This window comes from Tenacibaculum sp. 190130A14a, from assembly GCF_964048965.1.
Taxonomy (GTDB): Bacteria; Bacteroidota; Bacteroidia; order Flavobacteriales; family Flavobacteriaceae; genus Polaribacter; species Polaribacter polynesiense.
Genome location: NZ_OZ040189.1, coordinates 2,400,811 through 2,422,327, shown reverse-complemented (window position 1 = coordinate 2,422,327; position 21,517 = coordinate 2,400,811). Strand labels below are relative to the sequence as shown.

The 21,517-nt window shown below is 32.8% G+C and carries 11 protein-coding genes; 6 read left to right on the top strand and 5 right to left on the bottom strand.

The window, feature by feature from the left end; all coding sequences use genetic code 11:
* Positions 1-188: 188 nt before the first annotated feature.
* From ABNT22_RS11455 to ABNT22_RS11435, 5 genes are all read right to left on the bottom strand, one after another.
* On the bottom strand, positions 189-884 hold the full coding sequence (locus ABNT22_RS11455) for a hypothetical protein (protein WP_348719076.1): 696 nt from the start codon (positions 882-884) through the stop codon (positions 189-191).
* Complete coding sequence (locus ABNT22_RS11450; RefSeq protein ID WP_348719074.1) at positions 884-4,186, bottom strand: alpha-amylase family glycosyl hydrolase; 3,303 nt, start codon at positions 4,184-4,186, stop codon at positions 884-886. The genes ABNT22_RS11455 and ABNT22_RS11450 overlap by 1 nt, the downstream gene beginning before the upstream one ends.
* Positions 4,187-4,254: 68 nt before the next feature.
* On the bottom strand, positions 4,255-5,610 hold the full coding sequence (locus ABNT22_RS11445; protein WP_348719073.1) for a SusE domain-containing protein: 1,356 nt from the start codon (positions 5,608-5,610) through the stop codon (positions 4,255-4,257).
* A gap of 19 nt (positions 5,611-5,629) precedes the next feature.
* Entirely contained in the window at positions 5,630-7,237 is a 1,608-nt protein-coding gene (locus ABNT22_RS11440) for a RagB/SusD family nutrient uptake outer membrane protein (protein WP_348719071.1), read from the bottom strand.
* 13 nt (positions 7,238-7,250) lie between these two features.
* A complete protein-coding gene (locus ABNT22_RS11435) occupies positions 7,251-10,181 on the bottom strand; it encodes a SusC/RagA family TonB-linked outer membrane protein (protein WP_348719070.1) in 2,931 nt (976 codons plus the stop codon).
* Between the two features lie 196 nt (positions 10,182-10,377).
* Between ABNT22_RS11435 and ABNT22_RS11430 the strand changes: the two genes are divergently transcribed.
* From ABNT22_RS11430 to ABNT22_RS11405, 6 genes are all read left to right on the top strand, one after another.
* Positions 10,378-11,394, top strand: a complete 1,017-nt coding sequence (locus tag ABNT22_RS11430) for a LacI family DNA-binding transcriptional regulator (RefSeq protein ID WP_348719069.1) — start codon at positions 10,378-10,380, stop codon at positions 11,392-11,394.
* A 138-nt stretch (positions 11,395-11,532) separates the two neighbouring features.
* Positions 11,533-12,909, top strand: coding sequence for an MFS transporter (locus tag ABNT22_RS11425; RefSeq protein WP_348719067.1), 1,377 nt, complete (start codon positions 11,533-11,535; stop codon positions 12,907-12,909).
* 1 nt (position 12,910) lies between these two features.
* On the top strand, positions 12,911-13,564 hold the full coding sequence (gene pgmB, locus ABNT22_RS11420; protein ID WP_348719065.1) for a beta-phosphoglucomutase: 654 nt from the start codon (positions 12,911-12,913) through the stop codon (positions 13,562-13,564).
* A 175-nt stretch (positions 13,565-13,739) separates the two neighbouring features.
* On the top strand, positions 13,740-16,046 hold the full coding sequence (locus ABNT22_RS11415; protein ID WP_348719064.1) for a glycoside hydrolase family 65 protein: 2,307 nt from the start codon (positions 13,740-13,742) through the stop codon (positions 16,044-16,046).
* 49 nt (positions 16,047-16,095) lie between these two features.
* Entirely contained in the window at positions 16,096-18,033 is a 1,938-nt protein-coding gene (locus tag ABNT22_RS11410; RefSeq protein WP_348719063.1) for a glycoside hydrolase family 13 protein, read from the top strand.
* A complete protein-coding gene (locus tag ABNT22_RS11405) occupies positions 18,034-21,516 on the top strand; it encodes a TIM-barrel domain-containing protein (RefSeq protein WP_348719062.1) in 3,483 nt (1,160 codons plus the stop codon). It begins immediately after the preceding gene.
* Position 21,517 lies beyond the last annotated feature (1 nt).

Here is a 21,517-nt window from a genome sequence, read left to right as displayed (position 1 = left end):
AAAATAGGGTGTTTTAAAAAGTAACTGTACAGTAAATGAAGGGGTTAGTTAAAAATTGATTCCTCGAGGGCCCAAAAGAGCCCAGAGGATTCAAGGAGTAATTTTTAACCTATGGGGAAAACAGGGGTGTTTTTACAGTACAAGCCAAATTTTTAGGGGAAATGAGGCTTGTACTTTTTTGTTAAAAATTACTTTATTTTAAATTGAAATATTTCTGATGTAGATGTATTACCTTTTTCATCTTCGGTAATCACTCTCCAATAGTAAGTATTGTTTGTACTTACATTTACTTCTAAAGAATTAGAAGATGTAGTATTGAGAGCAGTTGTAGGAGGACTTGTGGTATTCATTAAAATGCTATATTGTTTTAAATCATTATCTATATCACTTCCAGTCCATTCTAGTACTACAGAAGTCGTAGTGCTATTAAAGCTACTTCCCATTGTTGGTTTTACCAAATCAGCAGGAAAAGGAGCATGTGAAGATTCCGCATCTCCAGCATTGTAAAATTTCCAAGTGTTACTTGTAGCGGTTTCACTTCCGTCATTTTTAGAAACTACAAACCACGAATACGGAGTTGCACGATTTATGGTAATAGCTTTATTCGAGGTGCTACTGGTATGTTTAACAGAAGTTCCAGTGGTTAAGTTTTTAATTGTAATTTCATAATTAGTTGCATTGGTAGCATCTGACCAATCAAAATTAACCGTAGTCTGTGTAGCAGAAACCTGAGTTCCTTCATTACATTCCGAATTTTCTTCAGGAAAAATTAAAGTAGCTTTACTTGGTGGAGTAGGAGCTACATCATCGGAACCACCACCTCCTCCACAAGAAATAAATAATACACTAACGAATACAAGATTATATAAAATTCTAAAGTTCATTATTTCTTAACTATTTTAATTGTTTTACTTTCTTTATTGTTTACGACTTGTAAAATATATACGCCGTTAGATATTTTTGAAATATCAATTTGTTCTGTAAGTTTATTTGAAGAGTTTTTATAAACTAATTTTCCATTTAAAGCATATAATAGAATGGTAGAATTAAGTTTATGATTTCCTAAATAAACATTGAAAAAATTGTTGGCTGGATTTGGATAAGCACTTATTTCATCACCAAAATAGAATTCCTTTTCAAAGGTTCCTTGACATAACTTATCACCCACAATTTTAATTGTATTTGAACCATCAATAATCGGTAGTTCTATTTCATTGTTATGGGTAGTATATATTATTCCGTTTAAATTAATTGTATAGTTTTTACTACCATACATATTTAAAATGATAGACTTACTATTATTTTCAATTCTCGATAAAACGCTTAAATCTTCTGGTTCGGTAACAGTACCATTAAAGCAAATTTCATATCCTGATTTTCCATCAACAGTAATGCACACTTCATATGCTCCAGCAGGAAGATTGTCAAAACTATGGTTTGTGTTGAAATTCGCAGTTAAAGACATTGAATTCCCAGTAAGTTTAGCTACATAGTTTAAGTTTTCTTGAGCTGTAATAGAGATACTACCATTGTTACTGTTTCTGCAGGTTTCACTTAGAACGTTTAAGGTGAAATTGGTATTCGGTAAAGTAAATACTTCACATCCGTTAACATCTACTACGGTACCTTCAGGTGTATCTGGACATAAATCATCTTCATTCAATACTCCGTCGTTATCATTATCTGTTATAGGAAATAAACTGGTTGGATTGTTTGCATATAATTTAAACTCCCCGGGAGCTAATGTTATTTGTTCATTTACATTAGTAACGGTTATTTTTTTATTACCATTTAGAAGCTCGTACCAATTTCCAGTTTCTTGAAATTTTGGATCTATAGCTTGCTCAGTAACACCGAAATTACCAATAATAGTTACATACTTAATTTCATCTCCAGTAGCTGAATTTAAGGTGATTTGAATACTTTTTAACTCTGAATTACCTGTATTTAGGGTTACATTGGTAGAGTTAAAAATATTCTCTCCTTTTTTAAGGGTAATTAACTTACTCCAGCTATCGTAAATGCTTTTTCGTTGAGGAACATCGAAATATTCCCATTTAACAGGTTTACGTCCAGTTCTGCCATTTTCATCAATACTAATATCATAGCCTAATTCACCAAATTGCCAAATCATTTTTGGTCCAGGAATAGTAAAATAGAAGGCTCCTGCTGCTTTCATTCTTTCTAAAGCAGTATTTAAATCTTTTACGTTATAGCTACCATTTGAGTTTCCATATTGAAGATTTTTATGCATTAAACGTTCTTCATCATGACTTTCCATATAGGCCACTAAATGAGGAGAATTAAAGTCTCTGTTTTTGTAATATCCCCATGAGATATCAGAGTTACTGCTATATCCCATTGTGTTTTGGTTATATGGTTCAGTCATTTTTCCCCAAAGCATCATTCCTGCATTAGCCAATTCCTTTTCTTCATCGTTACTGGTTAGGTGTTCTAGAATCATATAAAAACCATTATCGTGATTATTCCAAACATGATTTGCATAATCGGTCAAACGATCAATACGTTCTTTATTATAATTATTTCCCCATTGATCTCCAGAAGTAGGGTAGTAGGTGTTGGTAAATCCTTTTGTAAAATCCAAACGAAATCCATCTATTTGATATTCCTCTATCCAGTAAGACATTACATCTTTGAAGTATTGTTGGGTATAGTTAGATTCGTGGTTAAAATCAAAACCGAAACGTAAAGCTCCATTTTGAAAATTGTGATCATCATTAAAAAATGGATTGTTTGAAGTAGTTCCATTAGAAATATTGAAGTCATACATTTGAATTAATGGATTCTGACTGTATGCATGATTAAAAACTACATCTAAAATTACAGCAATGCCTTTTTCATGACACTTATCAATAAGTTCTTTGAATTTGTTTTGTGTCCCATAAGCTTTATCTAATGCAAAGAAGTGAGATACATTATATCCCCAACTATCATTTCCTTCAAACTCATTTACAGGCATTAGTTGTAATGCATTAATTCCTAAGGTTTCTAAATAATCTAATTTATCAATAACGGCTTGATAACTGTCTTCAGTAGAAAAATCTCTAACAAGTAATTCATAAATAACCAACTCTTCTTTGGCTGGTTTTGTAAAAGAAGTGGTTTGCCAAGTATAAGAAGGTTCGTTTATTTTAAAGGTAGCAACAATTCCTGAAGCTTTTTCAGGGAAGCTTTTTAAATCGGGATAGTTGCTAGCGGATATATATTGATCGTTAGATTGGTCTAATATTTTCTTAGCATATGGATCGACAATTTTTTTACTATAATCGATAAAGAACTGATATGCGTATTCAGTATTTGGATCTAAACCGTTTAAGGTAATCCAGAAATAATCACCATCTTTCTTAAGTTGGTAATCTTGGTGTAAAGACCAATTGTTAAAATCTCCTATTAAAAAAACATCGTTTTTCTGAGGAGCGAGTAAAATGAAAGTAACAGAACCATCATTGTTTACAGTTACACCATTTTTAACCCCAGTAGGTCTAGTTTCAGAAACTGTAGGAGTTTTTATATATAGCTTAATTTCTTGTTCTTTAGTAGTAGATCCATCAGTAGCAACAGCTTTGATGGTTTGTTGTCCGGTTGTAGTAAAGGTATAATCTTTACTAATGGTTTTTGTATTGGTAAGTGTTTCAATAGATGTACTATTAACGAGTAATTCTAAATCAGCATCTTTGGTAGCTTCAGCAGTTATGGTTACCATGGCGCCACTATCAAATACATCATCGTTATTCGGTGTAGTAAATTGAATATTTAAATCTGCCGAAAAAATTTGGATATGAATATCTGGCCTAGTTTGTTTAGAACCATCGTCAGAACGGGCTACTAAATTTATCTCGCTGATAGTTTTTGAATTATCAACACTATAAAATGAGTATACGTTTGTAGTAATGGTTAGCGTGTAGGTATTATCGGCAGTTTTAGTAAACTTTGGTTGCGTGGCATTGTTTCCCCAGCTTCCAATGGTGTTTTCCCATTGTGTACCATCAACAGTTACACCAGTATGCGCATAAATATCGCCGGTATGATTTTCTAATTCAGTTCCTGTTGTGTTTAAGGTAATAGTAATTTCATCGTTAATGGTAGGTGTACCAGGAGAAGTTGTTACTTGAGAAAATATGGTTAAACTAATAAAATATAGAAGTAAGGAGCATATTTTTTTCATAATTCTGTAGTGGGTAGTTAAATAAAATTAAGGTCTGCATTACACAGACCTTAATTAAAACAAATTATTTACAAAGATGTAATGGTATAAGTAGGGTTCGATGAATCTGAAAGATCCATAACAATTCTATAGTTACCAGCAGTAGAAACAATATTATCTCCTCCGGCATCTAAAGTTCCGTCTGCTCCTGTATCTCCAAAGTTAGTACCCCAATCTTCGTTTATTCTAAACTTAATTTCTCCATCTAATAAGGTTACATTGTTTGCTACAAAAATTCCAGGATTAACTTCTGTAAAACTGAAATCAGGACCTGCATTACCCCAGTCATTATAACCAGAACCTACAATTCCCCATACATCACCTGCTTCAATTGTATATGTGTTGTTATTAAAATCGATAGTTACATTATAGAAACCTGCAGTAGATACAATATTATCTCCACCAGCATCTAAAGTTCCATCAGCTCCGGTATCTCCGAAGTTAGTACCCCAGTCATTGTTTAGACGGAATTTTATTTCTCCATCTAATAATTTAACTCCTACTTTAAATGTATCAGTTGTGTAATCATAGTGGAATGCAGCATCTGGACCAGCATTCCCCCAATCATTGTAACCAGAACCTACAATTCCCCAAGAGAATTCCTCGATTGTGTAAGTATTATCATTAAGATTTAAGGTTACCTTATAAGTACCGGCAGTAGAAACGATATTATCTCCACCAGCATCTAAAGTACCATCTGCTCCCGTATCACCAAAGTTGTTTGCCCAATCGTTGTTTTCTCTAAATTTGATTTCACCATCTACTAAAGAAACATAAGAAACAAATACGTTTGCTTCACTAGTAGTATAGAAAGGTGCATCAGGACCTGCATTTCCCCAGTCATTATAACCAGAACCAACTATTCCCCAAGAAGCTACTTGAACTCCAGAACTACTTCCAGTAGATTCAGGAATAGTAATTGTTAATTCTTTAATAGAAGAAATACTTTCAGGACCTCCATTAGTTCCCACAGAAGCAATTACTCTAAAGTAAATATTTCCAGTGTTCGGCTTGTCATCAGTACTAGGGTCATTGTCTAAACCTGCATCAGCTGCTAGGCTTAAAAATTTACCAACAGTAACAGGAAGGTTCGTTTGATTTGTGGTTCCTAAAGATTCTAAACTTGCGAAATCACTTGTTAAAGAAACTTGTAATTCATAAGTTACTGGTGTAGCTACACCTTCAAATTCAACTTCATTCCAAACAAAACGCTCAGCAATGTTTCCTGAAGTTTGTTGTGTGATAACATATTCGTTTAAAAAAGCATTCGTAAACTCAACATTTTGTTGAGGAGGTTGTACTATGAATTCTAAATTATCATTTTCTTGGCAGCCGATAAAGCTAAAAATTAAAATGAAAGATAATAATGATACTATTTTTTTCATTGTATTATGTTGTTATAAATTAATATCCTGTGTTTTGTTTTAAATTTGGGTTAGCAGCTAAGCTATTTGAAGGTATTGGGAATACCTTTAAATTTTTAGAAATAGGAATTCCTCCGCTAACATTTCCTTTCCAAGCCCAATTAAAGTTTCCATCTGTGTATTTTCCAAATCGAATTAGGTCTTGTCTTCTTTTAGCTTCCCAGTGTAATTCTCTGGCTCTTTCATCTAAAATGAAGTCTAAAGTTAAATCACCGCTTGTAAGTGTTTGTGGGTTGTTGGCTCTTGTTCTAAGTAAGTTAACATAGTTAACAGCATTATCAATAGTACCGCCGCCACCTCTTAGGTGTGCTTCAGCATACATTAAATACACATCAGCTAATCTGAATAAAGGAAAATCAGTATCTACAAAAGTTTGATCTTGTCCGTTTTGTCCAGTAGAAGTTTTGTTTGAGTATTTTGTTATGATATACCCAGAATCTCTATCAGAAATATCGCCAATTTCAATATCTCTATCTGCAGAAATAATAGTGTTTCTTGTATCATTTGTAAAACTACTGTCTTCAAATAAGCGTGCGAATTGTTCTCTAATTCTTAATGCACCGCCCCAGCCGCCGTCTCCAACGCCTAAAGAAGCTCCGTTTTTCTCCATACTTCCAACTTCACCATTCACCATTACAGTAGTAGGACCAAAGTTTTGAGTTACTACACCATCTGAAATTACAGGAAATATAATTTCATTTCTAGCGCTGTTCATATCATTATCAGCCATAAAATTATGTAGATAGTCGGTAGCTAATGAATATCCTTCTCCAATAATTTTATCACAGTACATTAAGCAGTCTGCATACTTATCTTCATTGATGTATACTTCTGCATTTAAGTAAATTTTAGCTAAAAGCATCCATAAAGCACCTTTATCAACTCTACCATATTCATTAGTTTGAGGATCTAATAAATCTGCTTCAATTGCTTTTAGTTCTGACTCAATGTAGCTAAATAATCTAGCTCTATCCGCAGCTTCAGGTTGACTATTTAGAGGCGTATCTTCAGTAATAAAGTTTGCTTGCCCAAATAGGTCCATCATATGATAATATGATAAGGCTCTTAAAAAACGAGCTTCAGCTCTGTAGTTGGTAATTTTAGCTCTTAACTCTGCAGAAACATTACGTTCATCTAATTTAGAATTTGTTGTTTCTCTTAAGAAATTATTTGCCAAAGCAATAGAAACGTGTGCTCTACCAAACATACCTGCCAATAAAGGATTTTGAGCGGTCCAAATGTTACGTTGAATTTCTCTTACTCCAGGGTCATTTTCATACGACCATACCATTTGATCTGTAGATAATGTTTGTAAGTAAAGTAAGACACGTCCATATTGACTTGTTCCTGCATCTAATCCTTGAACAATTGATGAACCAGCACCATCAGTTCCTGTTAGCGCTAAGTTACCATATACTCCTGCTAGTGCTTGTTTATAAGAGTTTTCGTTTGTAAATAATTGACTAGCTAAGATATTGTCATCATCTTGCGGATTTACATTAAGATCTTTCGTACACGATGTAAAAGCCATGGCTAAAAACAAAGTTGCACAAGCTGCTGTTTTAATGTTTTTTATATATTTTTTCATTTCTTAACTAATTTTAAAACTTAATATTTGCTCCGAACAAAATATTACGAGGTCTAGGGTATATTGTGTTATCTATACCATTAAATACTTCAGGATCAAGTCCGCTATAATCAGTAATTACAAATACATTCTGCATACCAGCCCATAAACGTAAACTAGTGTTAGAGAATTTTTTAATCGGATTAAAGGTATATCCTAAAGTAATATTATCCATTTTTAAGAATGAAGCTTCTTCTAAATAAATATCAGAAGTAATTACGTTTGCTGTTCTTAAAAAGTTAGTGTTATTTACTGAAGTAGGGATATTTCCTAGTACAGCATTGTCTTGTAATAATTCTAATTGTGCCCTTGCTGAGTTAACATTATTATATACATAGTTTCCAATATTAGCTCTTAAGTTAAAAGAGAAGTCGAAGTTTTTGTAGTTAAAGTTCGATTGGAATCCTAAGATAACATCAGCATCTGGTTTCCCTTTTAAATATCTGTCATTATCGTTTATTACATTGTCTCCATTTAAATCTGCATATGCACCTTCTATTGGAGTACCATCAGCATTGTAAAGTTGCTTTAATACATAGAATGAGTTTGGAGCAAATCCTTCTCTTAGTAACTGAATATTGTTACCTGTACCTCCTGCAATTCCTCCAGTTCTAACGTCTTGTCCTAAAGCTAACTCTTTAATTTCACGGTCAAAAACAGTACCATTGAAGTTGAAGTTCCAGTCAAAATCGTCTGTTTTTAAAATATCTCCATTAATTGAGAATTCTAAACCTCTTATTTGTAACTCACCAATGTTTCTTGTAATTGTATTTGAGAAGTTACTACCATCGGCAACAGATACATCATTAAATAAAAGATCTGTAGAATTCTTTTGGAAAGCACTTATAGATCCTGTAAATCTGTTATCAAGTATACCATAATCAACACCAATTTCAATAGTTCTTGTAGTTTCCCATTTGATATCTGGGTTGATAGCTGAAGGTATTGCAATGGTTAATGGGTTTCCTCCAAATATATATTGAGAATTATTGTTTCCTAAACGATATTTTTCTAAGAATAAACCTCTTGCATCAATTTCTTGTTGTCCTGTAGTACCATAACTAGCTCTTAACTTTAAGTCTGAAATGATTTTTGAATCTTTTAAGAAATCTTCTTCACTCATTTTCCAAGCGAAAGCAGCACCTCCAAAGTTCCCCCAACGATTTGCAGCAGAGAAACGAGAAGTTCCATCTCTTCTGTAGTTAAGAGTAACTAAATATTTATCCCAAAAAGTTAAGTTAGCTCTACCAAAGAAACCAATTAACACTATTGGATCGTCTGTATAAGGATCTGACTCACTATTAGGATCTCTTCTGTTTCCAGAGTTAAAACCTTCATTGGTGAATTTCTGATATGAATAACCAGCTGTAAAGTCACCAATAATATTTTCTGTTAAGTTATTCTTATAGTTTAAATAACCGTCTAATAATCTGTTTGTTCTAGTTTGATTACTAAAAGAATCATTACCAATAAAGTTTGGATTAGTAGTTGTAACAGGAACTTCAAGAGAAGTCATATCTGTACCTGTACCTTTCGTTTCATCATAACCTAAATTAACAACTGCCTTTAATTCAGGTAAGAAATGAAGTTTATAATCGAACTGAATGTTTCCATAAGTTCTACTTGCTTGACCAAAGTTAAACCTTTGCATTAATGATGCAACTGGGTTTGTTGTTCCGTTTTGAACAATAGTGGTATTATTACTAGGAGTAGTGTGTTGATAGTATCCACCGAACCTAGAACTAGGATCATAAACTGGATGTGTAGGGTCATAACGGAGAGCAGCTCCAATTTGTCCTACATCGGCAAACCTACTAAACTCATGAACTCTATTAATGTTAAAGTTAATTTTTAAATGATCATTAAAAAAGCTTGGAGTTAAAGATAACGAGGCATTATTTCTTTCAAAGTCAGAAGTTAGAATGTTACCTTCTTGATTCGTAAATCCAGCAGAGATTCTAAAAGGAATGGTATTGTAAATAGTACCTCTTAACGATAAATTATGTAAAGTAGATACAGATTGTTGCATTACTTCGTTTTGCCAATTAGTATTTGCTGTTCCAAGTAAGTTTACATCAGCTGGTCTGTTTTGTTGAATTAACTGTCTAAACTCATCTGCACCAAAAACATTGATACGATCTCTAATTTCACCAAAGGTAAATTGCATATCGTAGTTGAAACTAAATGTAGATTTTCCTTTTTTGGTTGTAATAATGATTACACCATTAGAAGCTCTAGACCCATAGATAGCAGTTGCAGAAGCATCCTTTAATACAGAAAAAGATTCGATATCACTTGGATTTATATTTGCTAATACACCTCTAGAACCTGTAGTTCCGTTGTTATCAATAGGTAATCCATCAATAATAATTAATGGAGAGTTAGAAGCAGATAAAGAAGAACCTCCACGAATTCTGATTTCAGAACCAGAACCAGGAGCACCACTAGTTTTAATACTTACCCCTGAAACTCTACCACTTAATAAGTTTTCTGGAGTAACAATGTTACCTTTAGTAAAACCCTTTGATGTGATAGATTCAACAGAACCTGTGGCATCTTTTTTAGTAGTTGTTCCATAACCAACTACAACAACTTCATCTAATTGTTGCGAATCTTCTTCTAAATTTACTGTAATGTTAAAGTTATTACCAATGGTAATTTCTTTATCAGTAAAACCAATAAAAGAGAAAACAAGAACATCCCCAGTTTTAACATTACTTAATTCAAAGTTTCCGTTAAAATCTGAAGATGTTCCTTTTGTTGTTCCTTTTACAATTACACTAACACCAGGTAATCCATCACCTGTTGTTTTTTCTACAACGGTTCCTTTTAGTACTTGCTGGGCAAATATTTGAGAGGAGCACAGTAATAGAATACTACATAATATTATTTTAAAATCCTTCATTTTTATAAATTAAAATAGGTATAAAATTGATATAAAGATTACCAATAATTTTACTTTCCACGACGTGAAGATAGAAATAAAAGTTGCTCTGTAGCTATTGAAAACACTACGAAAACGTTTTCGTGTTAATAACTTTCTAACTTTAGCTTAACATATTATTAAAATAAGCTAAAAAAAATTATGAGTTTTGTAAAATATGAAACCTAAAATTACCATTAAGATAATAGCCAAGGAATTGGGAGTGTCAATTTCCACAGTTTCAAAGGCTTTAAGAGATAGTCATGAAATTAGTCAAGAGACTAAAGATAGGATTCGAGCTTATGCAGATTATTATAATTACAGGCCTAATAATTTAGCACTTCAATTACGCAATCAAAAAACGAAAGTTATCGGTATTATTTTACCAAAGATTGTACATCATTTTTTCTCTACAGTAATTAAAGGAGTAGAGAGTGAAGCATCTAATAGAGGATACAATATTATGGTATGTTTCTCTAATAATGATGAGCAAAAAGAAGCAGAGACCATTGATGTATTAACTAATGGAAGTGTAGATGGATTGTTAGTATCTATAGCAAAAGAAACTTTAGAAAATGGAGAATTTTCTCATTTTAAAAAGTTAATTGATAATGAAGTTCCATTAGTATTGTTTGATAGAACTCATAAATCAATTAAATGTGATAAAGTAATTGTAGATGATATTGGAGCTGGATATAAAGCAACGAAGTATTTATTAGATATCGGTTGTAAAAGTATTGGTATTGTTACTACTCCAGAGCATGTTACCGTAGGATTGCATAGAGAGCAAGGTTATGAAAAGGCCTTGAAGGAAGAAGGAATTAATATTGATAGAAAGTTAATTGTAGAAGTTGACGAAGAAAACAATATTAAGGAACAAATAGAAAGTTTATTTGAAAATAAAATAGATGCTATATTTACGGTAAATGAAATTTATGCTGCCATTGCAATAAGAATTGCAAAAGAGAGAGGGTTAGGGATACCTGAAGATATTTCTATCATAGGATTTACAGATGGATTAATTTCTGAATACTCATCACCATCTATAACAACAGTTGTACAGCATGGATATACTATGGGAAAACAAGCTGCTGAAATGTTAATTGATCGAATTGAAAATGAAGATTCAGAAAGATTACCACAAACAAAAGTGATATCGAGTAATATAAAATCTAGAGAATCTACGAAATCGTGATAGTAGATTTTTCGTAAAGTTAATTTTTAAAATTATATCTTTACAACAATAAAACGGACTTATCAGTAATTTACTTTCCACAAAAAGAATAAGATAAGTCGTAGCGCTTATCGTATGTATTAACTAATAATTACGATAATGAATAAGCGTAAATTAAGTTTTTGGGAAATCTGGAACATGAGTTTCGGATTCTTAGGAATTCAGTTTGGTTTTGCCTTACAAGGAGGCTTTATGTCTCGTATTTTTCAAACTCTTGGTGCTGCAAAAGATGATATTCCATTGTTATGGATTGCTGCTCCGTTAACAGGGCTATTGGTTCAACCTATAATAGGATATTTAAGTGATCGAACTTGGAGTCCAAAATGGGGACGAAGAAGACCATACTTTCTAATTGGAGCTGTGTTAAGCTCGTTAGCTTTATTTTTTGTACCGCATTCACCAGCATTATGGGTGGCTGCAGGATTTTTATGGATTTTAGATGCTTCTATTAATATTTCAATGGAACCATTTAGAGCTTTAGTAGCCGATAAACTTCCAGAATCTCAGCGTTCATATGGTTTTGTAGTACAAACTTTAATTATAGGTATTGGTACTTGGGTAGCAAGTAATTTACCATGGATGGTTTCTCAATTTGGAGTAAGTGATGCAGCTCCAGTAGGAGTTGTTCCAATGTCGGTTAAAGTGGCTTTTGCAATTGGTGCTTTTGTATTCTTATTAAGTATACTTTATACAGTTTTTACAACTACTGAGTATCCACCAGAAGACATGGAAGAGTTTGAAAGAGAAAAAGCTAAGAAAAATCAGTTTATTCCAGATATACTAAACAATATTGGTAGCATGCCAATGACCATGAAAAAATTAGGAGTTATTCAGTTTTTTAGTTGGTTCGCATTTTTTACTATGTGGAGTATGGCAAATCCAGCGCTTACGGAACATGTTTTCCAAACCCCAGCACCTATTGAAGCAAATTACGATATGGCTGTAGCGGCACAAGCGGAGGCTTTTAATACTGCCAATACCGCCTTTCAGAAATCATCAAACTTGGTGGGATCATATATGGGAACTTATGGTTTATCTTCAATGGCATTTGCATTGCTTTTAGTATTGTATACTTCAAAAAGAAGAATCAACAGAAAATATGTACACATGGGATCCTTAATTTTAGGAGGAATCGGATTTCTAATGATGAAATTTATTCCATCTCATGAGTACTTAACAATTTCTTTCGTATTAATCGGATTCTCTTGGGGAAGTATTTTATCAATGCCTTATGCAATGCTATCAAGTTCAGTAGACCCTAAGAAAATGGGAGTTATTATGGGAATCTTTAACATGTTTATTGTAATTCCTCAAATTGTAGCTGCCTTAGGAGGAGTGAACTTTGTGTCAAATTTAATAGGAAGCGAAGCTATTAACGCAATGACCGTAGCAGGTATCAGCTTAATTATTGCAGGTATCGCTAATTTGTTAATTACCAATCCAAACGCAATTACTTACCAAACAGTAGAAGAGTAAAATGAAGAAGGGATTTATTTTCGATCTAGACGGTGTTATTGTAGACACTGCTAAATACCATTTCCTAGCTTGGAAAAAGCTAGCAAACGGTTTAGGAATTGATTTTACATCAGAACAAAACGAACAGTTAAAAGGAGTGAGTCGTGTAAGATCGTTAGAAAAAATATTAAGCTGGGGAAACAAAACTTTATCTCCAGAAGAATTTTCAGAATTAATGGCTAAAAAAAATGATGACTATTTAAGTTATATAGCCCAAATGGATGACTCTGAAATACTGCCTGATGTACCTAAAATATTACACTATTTAATAGATAATAAACAAGGTATTGCATTAGGATCTGCAAGCAAAAATGCAAGAGCAATTTTGGAAAAGGTACACTTGATTGAGAAGTTTCAGGCAATTGTAGATGGAACCAATGTATCTAAAGCAAAACCAGATCCGGAGGTATTTTTAAATGCAGCAACAGCATTAAAAATACAGCCAGAAGATTGTGTTGTATTTGAAGATTCAGTTGCAGGAGTGCAAGCAGCGAATGCAGCAAATATGATTTCAATCGGAATTGGAAGTAAAGAAGTGTTACATGAAGCAGATTATGTATTCAATGACTTTACAGAGATCTCCATAGAGTTCATAGAAGACATTATTAAAAAATAAGAAGAAAATATCATTTCAGATTATTGAAATGTATTAACCATAAAACAAATGTCATAGGCAAAGAAATAAAGGAATCTTACAAAGAAACCTGCCTAAATGCAATGATAACTAACAAAAAAGAATAAAGAATTTAAAGTAAAGAAGTATTAATCTTTACTAATATATCCAATAAGAAATGAATCAAGATTATATCATACCCAACGAATGGAGTGTTATTGAAGAAGGATTTGATAAAGAGCGTGTAAAATCGTCTGAAAGTCTTTTTAGTATTGGAAATGGTGCGATGGGACAACGTGCCAATTTTGAAGAGGATTACTCAGGAGCTACTTTTCAAGGTAGCTATATTGCAGGAGTATACTATCCTGATAAAACCAGAGTAGGATGGTGGAAGAATGGATATCCAGAATACTTTGCCAAAGTGTTGAATGCACCTAACTGGATTGGTATTCATGTTAAAATCAATGAGGAGGTTTTCGATTTAAATACATGTAAAAAAGTTGAAAACTTTAAACGAGAATTGAACATGAAAGAAGGATGGTTGTCTAGAACATTTAAGGCAACCTTATCTAATGGAATTGAATTAGAAGTAAGTTCTAAACGTTTTTTAAGTTTAGAATTAGATGAAGTTGGTGCAATTGAATATAAAGTAACTCCTTTAAATTCAGATGTAGCTATTACTTTTTCTCCGTATTTAGATGCAGGAATTACCAATGAAGATTCAAATTGGGATGATAAGTTTTGGAATATTCTTAACGTAACATCAGAAGGAAACCAAGGATTTATTGAGTCGCATACAATGAAAACGAATTTCCATGCATGTACTTTTATGGAATCTCGAGTGTATGTTGATGGTAAAATACTTGATTTAGCAAAGGAAGAGGAGAAATCTGATAGAAAATTAACATTCACATACAAGGTTGATGTTCAACAAAACCAAACGGCTACTTTATATAAGTTTGCTGGATATACAGTAGATAGAAACCATAAAAAAGAAGCATTAGTTTCTGCGGCTAAAACTGCATTAGACAAGGCTTTAAATATAGGATTTGATGATTTACTAGCGCTTCAGATTCAGGCATGGAATCAGATTTGGAACATGTCAGATATTACCATTTCTGGTGATGTAAAGGCACAACAAGGTATTCGATTCAATATTTTCCAATTAAACCAAACCTATTTAGGAACTGATGCTCGCTTGAACATTGGACCCAAAGGATTTACAGGAGAAAAATACGGAGGAAGTACCTATTGGGATACAGAAGCTTATTGTTTACCATTTTATATGGCAACAAAAGACCAAAAAGTAGCAAGAAACTTATTAGAGTATCGTTACCATCATTTAGATAGAGCCATTGAAAATGCTGAAAAATTAGGCTTTACTAATGGTGCAGCATTATATCCAATGGTAACTATGAATGGTGAAGAATGTCATAATGAATGGGAAATTACTTTTGAAGAAATTCATAGAAATGCAGCGATAGCATTTGCTATATACAACTATGAAAGATATACTTCAGATGCATCGTACGTTCCAGAAAAGGGATTGGAAGTATTAATTGGTATTGCCCGTTTTTGGTATCAAAGAGCAACCTTTTCTACAGCTAAGAATAAGTACGTGATTTTAGGAGTTACAGGACCAAATGAATATGAAAACAACGTAAATAACAATTGGTATACCAATTATGCTGCAAAGTGGTGTATTGATTATGCCTTAGAAGCCATTCAAAAAGTAGAATCAGATCATATCTCGGATTATATCAGAATCAAAGAAAAAGTAAAGTTTGATGCTGAAGAATTAGCTTCTTGGAAAAAAGTAGCAGACCATATGTTCTTCCCATATTCAGAAGAGCATCAAGTGTTTTTACAACAAGATGGTTTCTTAGATAAAGAATTAATCACCGTAGCTGATTTAGACAAGGCACAACGACCAATTAACCAAAAATGGAGTTGGGATCGTATTTTACGCTCGCCGTATATCAAACAAGCAGATACTTTACAAGGATTCTATTTCTTCGAAGATCAATTTAGTCAAGAAGAATTAGAACGTCATTTTGATTTTTACGAACCATTTACGGTACATGAAAGTTCTTTGTCACCTTGTGTACACAGTATTCAGGCTGCTAAATTAGGTAGAATGGAACAAGCCTATACGTTTTATTTAAGAACTTCTCGTTTAGATTTAGATGATTATAATAAAGAAGTAGAAGAAGGATTGCATATTACCTCAATGGCAGGAACCTGGATGAGTATTGTAGAAGGATTTGGTGGAATGCGTGTAAAAAATGGCACATTAAGTTTTACACCACAAATCCCAGGACAATGGGAGGCATACTCTTTCAAGGTAAACTTTAGAGGACAAATATTAAAAATTTCTGTTTGTAAAGATGATACTAAATTTGAATTAGAAAATGGTAGCGCTTTAGAGATTTTGGTAAATGATAAATTAATAAAAATTTCCCCTAATAACTTAGTAACAGTATAGTTAGAAGTTAGACACTAACCTCACATTTTTTTGTGAGGTTTTTTATCTTATGAAGAATATTAGCTTATACATTATTTTCTTAATTTTTATTTCGTGTAACACTACAACGAAACAGGAAAGTATTGTAAAAACGCAATCTAAAGTTTCCAGTACTTTTTTAGAAAGAGTAGAACCACCTAATTGGTGGATTGGTTTTAAAAACAATACCCTTCAATTATTAGTTAAGGAAGAAAATATAGGCAATTCAACACCAACTATTTCTTATCAAGGAGTACATATTAATAAAGTACATAAAGGAAGAAGTCCGAATTATTTGTTTGTCGATTTAAACATTGATAAAACTACCCAAGCAGGGAAATTTGACATTGTGTTTACTTTTAAAGATGGGACAAAGAAGACACATACATACGAATTAAAATCTAGAGAAAAGAAAGCTGATTCTTATGTTGGGTTTGATAGTTCAGATGCTATTTACTTAATCACTCCCGATCGTTTTGCAAATGCGAATCCGAAAAACGATCGTTTTGAGAATTTAAAAGAAACAGAAGTTGATAGATCACATGATTATAAACGACATGGTGGAGATATAGAAGGAATTACTAAGCATTTAGATTATATAAAAGATTTAGGATTTACTGCTATTTGGCCAACACCAGTTTTAACCAATGATATGGCTCGTGGTTCTTATCACGGATATGCAATGACCGATTTTTATCAAGTTGATCCTCGTTTTGGAAGCTTGCAAGAGTATAAAAAACTTTCAGAAGAACTTTCTAAAAGAGGTATGAAGTTGATCATGGATCAGGTAGCGAATCACTGTGGCTTGGAACACTGGTGGATGAAAGACTTGCCTTTTGAAGATTGGGTAAATGACCAAGTGTATTATGAAAATAACAAAGAGAATTGGTCATGGAAAACAGTACATACTTCCAATCATAGAAGAACAACAAATCAAGATTTGTACGCTTCAGAAATAGATAAAAAAGGAAATGTAGAAGGTTGGTTTGTGGCTACTATGCCCGATTTAAATCAACGAAATCCATATATGTCTAGGTATATTATTCAAAATTCAATTTGGTGGATAGAAACTTTAGGCTTAGGAGGTATAAGGCAAGATACTTATCCGTATCCAGCTAAAGAATTTATGGCTAAATGGGTAGATGCTATTATGAATGAATATCCGAAGTTTTCTATTGTTGGAGAAGAATGGAGTTATAATCCGTTATTAATTGGATACTGGCAAAAAGGAGCTAAAAACAGAGATGGTTTTATATCAAATCTAAAATCAACGATGGATTTTGGGATGCAAAAGAATGTGGTAGATGCTTTAAATGAACCAGAGAGTTGGAATAAAGGACTAGTAAAGATTTATGAAGGTTTGGCAAATGATTTTCACTACGCTTCACCAAAAGATATCTTAATTTTTCCTGACAATCATGATAAAAGCAGAATTTATACACAGCTGAAAGAAGATGTTGTAAATACAAAGATGGCATTAACCACCTATGCTGTTTTGCCTAGAATTTTACAAATTTACTACGGAACAGAAATCTTAATGGATGATTCCGAAAAACCTGGTGATCATGGCTTAATTAGAACCGATTTTCCTGGAGGCTGGGAAGGAGATACTGTTAATGCATTTACAGGAGAAGGATTAAGTCCTAAGCAAAAAGAAATGCAAGATTATACTAGAAAACTATTAAATTATCGTAAGTCTAGTAAAGCCATTCATACGGGTAAAACCATACATTTTGCACCATTAAATGGGGTTTATGTACTGTTTAGAATTGTTGAGAATGAAACCGTGGTGTTGATTTTAAATAAGAATGAAAAACCTATTACGATTGATTTAAATCGTTTTAAAGAAATAGGTTTAGACCATACAATACTTCAGAATATAATCTCTGGAGAAAAACTAAAGTGGGAGGAAAGCTTAACGCTTAATGAAAAAGGAAGTTTGTTATTAACAACAAAGCAAAATAACTAAGTGAAAAACATAATAAACATAGCATTCCTATTTATAGGACTTACAGTATTCGGACAAGTAACTATTGTTGTTGAAGAATTGCCAGAAGGTACACCTAAAGATGCACCAATATATGTTTCTGGTGATTTTGAAGGTTGGACTGGTGGAAATGAAAAATTTCAGTTAACTCAGAAAGATGGAAAGTATAGCATAACACTTCCACAGAAATCAAATAATATACTTTTTAAATTCACACAAGGAACCTGGAAAACTGCTGAATGTGATGCGAATGGGAAAAGTATAGACAATAGAATCCATAATTTTAATACTGGAAAGGACACAATAAAAGTTAAAATTGCTGGTTGGTCGCATTTATTTAGTCCAGAAGAAGCATCTACAGCATCAAAAAATGTCACTGTATTAACAAAGGAATTTGAAATTCCAGAGTTACATAGAAAACGAACAGTTCGATTGTATTTACCTCCAAATTACAACTCTTCAAAAGAATCGTATCCGGTAGTGTACATGCACGATGCGCAGAATTTGTTTGATAAGAAAACATCCTTTTCAGGAGAATGGGAAGTAGATGAAACACTAAATAAATTATTTAAAGACAAAAATTTACAATTAATAGTTGTAGGAATTGATAATGGTGGTAAAAAACGCTTAGATGAATATTCTCCTTGGACAAACAATAAATATGGAGGAGGGGAAGGAGATGCTTATTTAGATTTTGTAGTAAAAAATCTTAAGCCATATATCGATAAAAACTACAGAACTTTAAAAGATAAAACTAATACTGGAATTATCGGAAGTTCAATGGGAGGGCTAATTTCTCATTATGCAGCATTAAAATACCCAAAAGTATTTGGAAAAGTAGGTGTGTTTTCTCCGGCATTTTGGTTTGCTCCAGAAGTGAAGGAGTATTCTCAAACACATGGAAAACTTAACGATACTAAGATGTATTTTTTAGCAGGAGCTAAAGAAGGAAACAATGTTGCTTTTAATGAAATCAGCCAAACTGCACGAGATATGAATGCCATGGTTAAAACCTTAAAAGAAGAAGGTTTTAATGCAGATAATATTAAATCTAAAGTAGTTCCAGAGGGAAAACATGATGAAAAACTTTGGAGAACCAATTTTGAAGAAGCCATTGCTTGGTTGTTTAAAGATACTATGCAACCTAGAACATTCGTAGGAGCTACTTATACAAACAATCAATTACTTGTAAAGGTGTCTGATGGTAGCTATAAAATACAATTCTATTCTTCAGAAATTTCAGAAACAACCTTTATCCCGAAGGGAGAAAAAGAAGCGACAAAAGCATCTCATGCAGTAGTCTTGACATCAACATATAACAAAGCTAAGTTTGTTGAGAGCGATAAACAGATTGAGTTTAAAACAAATGAACTATCCATTGTAATAAATAAACAACCTTTTAAAGTTTCGTATTGGTACAAGGGAAAAAAAGTAACAGAAGAGAAAAACGGATATCAAAAGAATGATGATTATGAAACCATACGATTTGGGCTAACTCCAGAAGAAGTTTTATATGGAGGAGGAGCAAGAGCTTTAGGAATGAATCGTAGAGGAAATCGTTTAGAATTGTATAACAAAGCGCATTATGGTTATGAAGATAGATCTAAGCTGATGAACTTTTCAATGCCATTGGTTTTATCATCAAAGAAATATGCAATTCATTTTGACAACGCTCCTATAGGTTATTTAGATTTAGATAGTCATAAAGACAATGCTTTGACCTATGAAACAATCTCAGGAAGAAAAACTTATCAAGTAATTGTAGGAGATTCTTGGTTAGATTTAATAGGAAATTATACCCAATTAACCGGAAAACAACCGATGTTACCACGTTGGGCACTTGGTAATTTTTCAAGTAGGTTTGGATATCATTCTCAAAAAGAAACGGAAAATACCATTGCAAAATTCAAAGAAGAAAATATTCCTGTAGATGCAATCATCCTTGATTTATATTGGTTTGGAAAAGACTTAAAAGGAACCATGGGGAATTTAGAAGTCTATAAAGATTCATTTCCTGATATGAAGCAGATGGTACAAAACCTTAAAAGTAAAGGAGTAAAAACAGTCTTAATAACAGAACCATTTGTATTGTCAACATCTAAAAAATGGAAAGAGGCGGTAGCGAAAGATGTATTAGCAAAAGATTCTGTTGGTAAACCTGCGAGATATGATTTTTACTTTGGAAATACGGGGATTGTAGATATCTATAAAAAAGAAGGAAGAGCATGGTTTTGGAATATTTATAAAGGAATCAAAAGTATGGGAGTACAAGGTTTCTGGGGAGATTTAGGAGAACCAGAAGTACACCCATCTTGGGTAGAACATGCTACAGGAACTGCCGATGAAGTACATAATATTTATGGACATGATTGGGCACGATTAATTGCTGAAGGTTTTCAAAAAGAATACCCAAATGAAAGACCATTTATTCTAATGCGTGCAGGATATTCAGGTTCTCAACGCTTTGGTTTAGTACCATGGTCTGGAGATGTAAATAGAACTTGGGGAGGCTTACAAAGCCAGCCAGAGATATCATTGCAAATGGGAATGCAAGGAATAGGATATATGCATTCTGACTTGGGAGGTTTTGCAGGTGCAAATTTAGATGACGAATTATATACTCGATGGCTACAATACGGTGTATTTCAACCAATCTTTAGACCCCATGCACAAGAAGAAGTACCTAGTGAACCTGTATTTCGTTCAAAAAAAGCAAAAGAACTAGCAAAACAATCGATAGAGTTACGTTATAAATTATTGCCATATAACTATCATTTAGTATATGAAAATAGTCAATTTGGGAAACCTTTAATGAGACCTTTGTTTTTTGAGAATTCAACCAATGAAGAATTACAAAAATTAGCTTCGACCTATTTATGGGGAAATGATTTCTTAATTACACCTATCTTAAATTCAAAAGTAACTCAGCAAGAAGTGTATTTTCCAAAAGATGCTGTATGGTTTGATTTTTACACCGGTGATAAAGTTAATGGAGGACAGAAAAAACAAGTAGTAACGAAAGAAAATTCGATTCCTACTTATGTAAGAGCAGGTGCATTTATACCGATGACTAAGCTTGTTCAATCTACAGATAGCTATAAAGGAAATAACATAGAAGTACACTATTACCATGATGCATCTGTAAAGAAAAGTAAAAGAAACCTATACAATGACAATGGTGTGACTGCTAATGCAATTCAGAAAGACCAATTTGAACTGTTAACCTTTAACAGTGAATTTGAAAAGGATTGTTTAACGATTGAGTTGAAAGATGCTATAGGAAAACAATTTAGCGCATCTAAAAAAGATATAAAGCTAATTGTACACAACATACAAAAAGCACCAAAAGAAGTAAAAATAGGAAGAAAGAAACAAGCAATTGTTTGGAACAAAACCAATAAAAGTCTTTTAGTATCTTTTGATTGGAATACCAAAAAGACCAAAAAAATTACCATAAAACTATAAA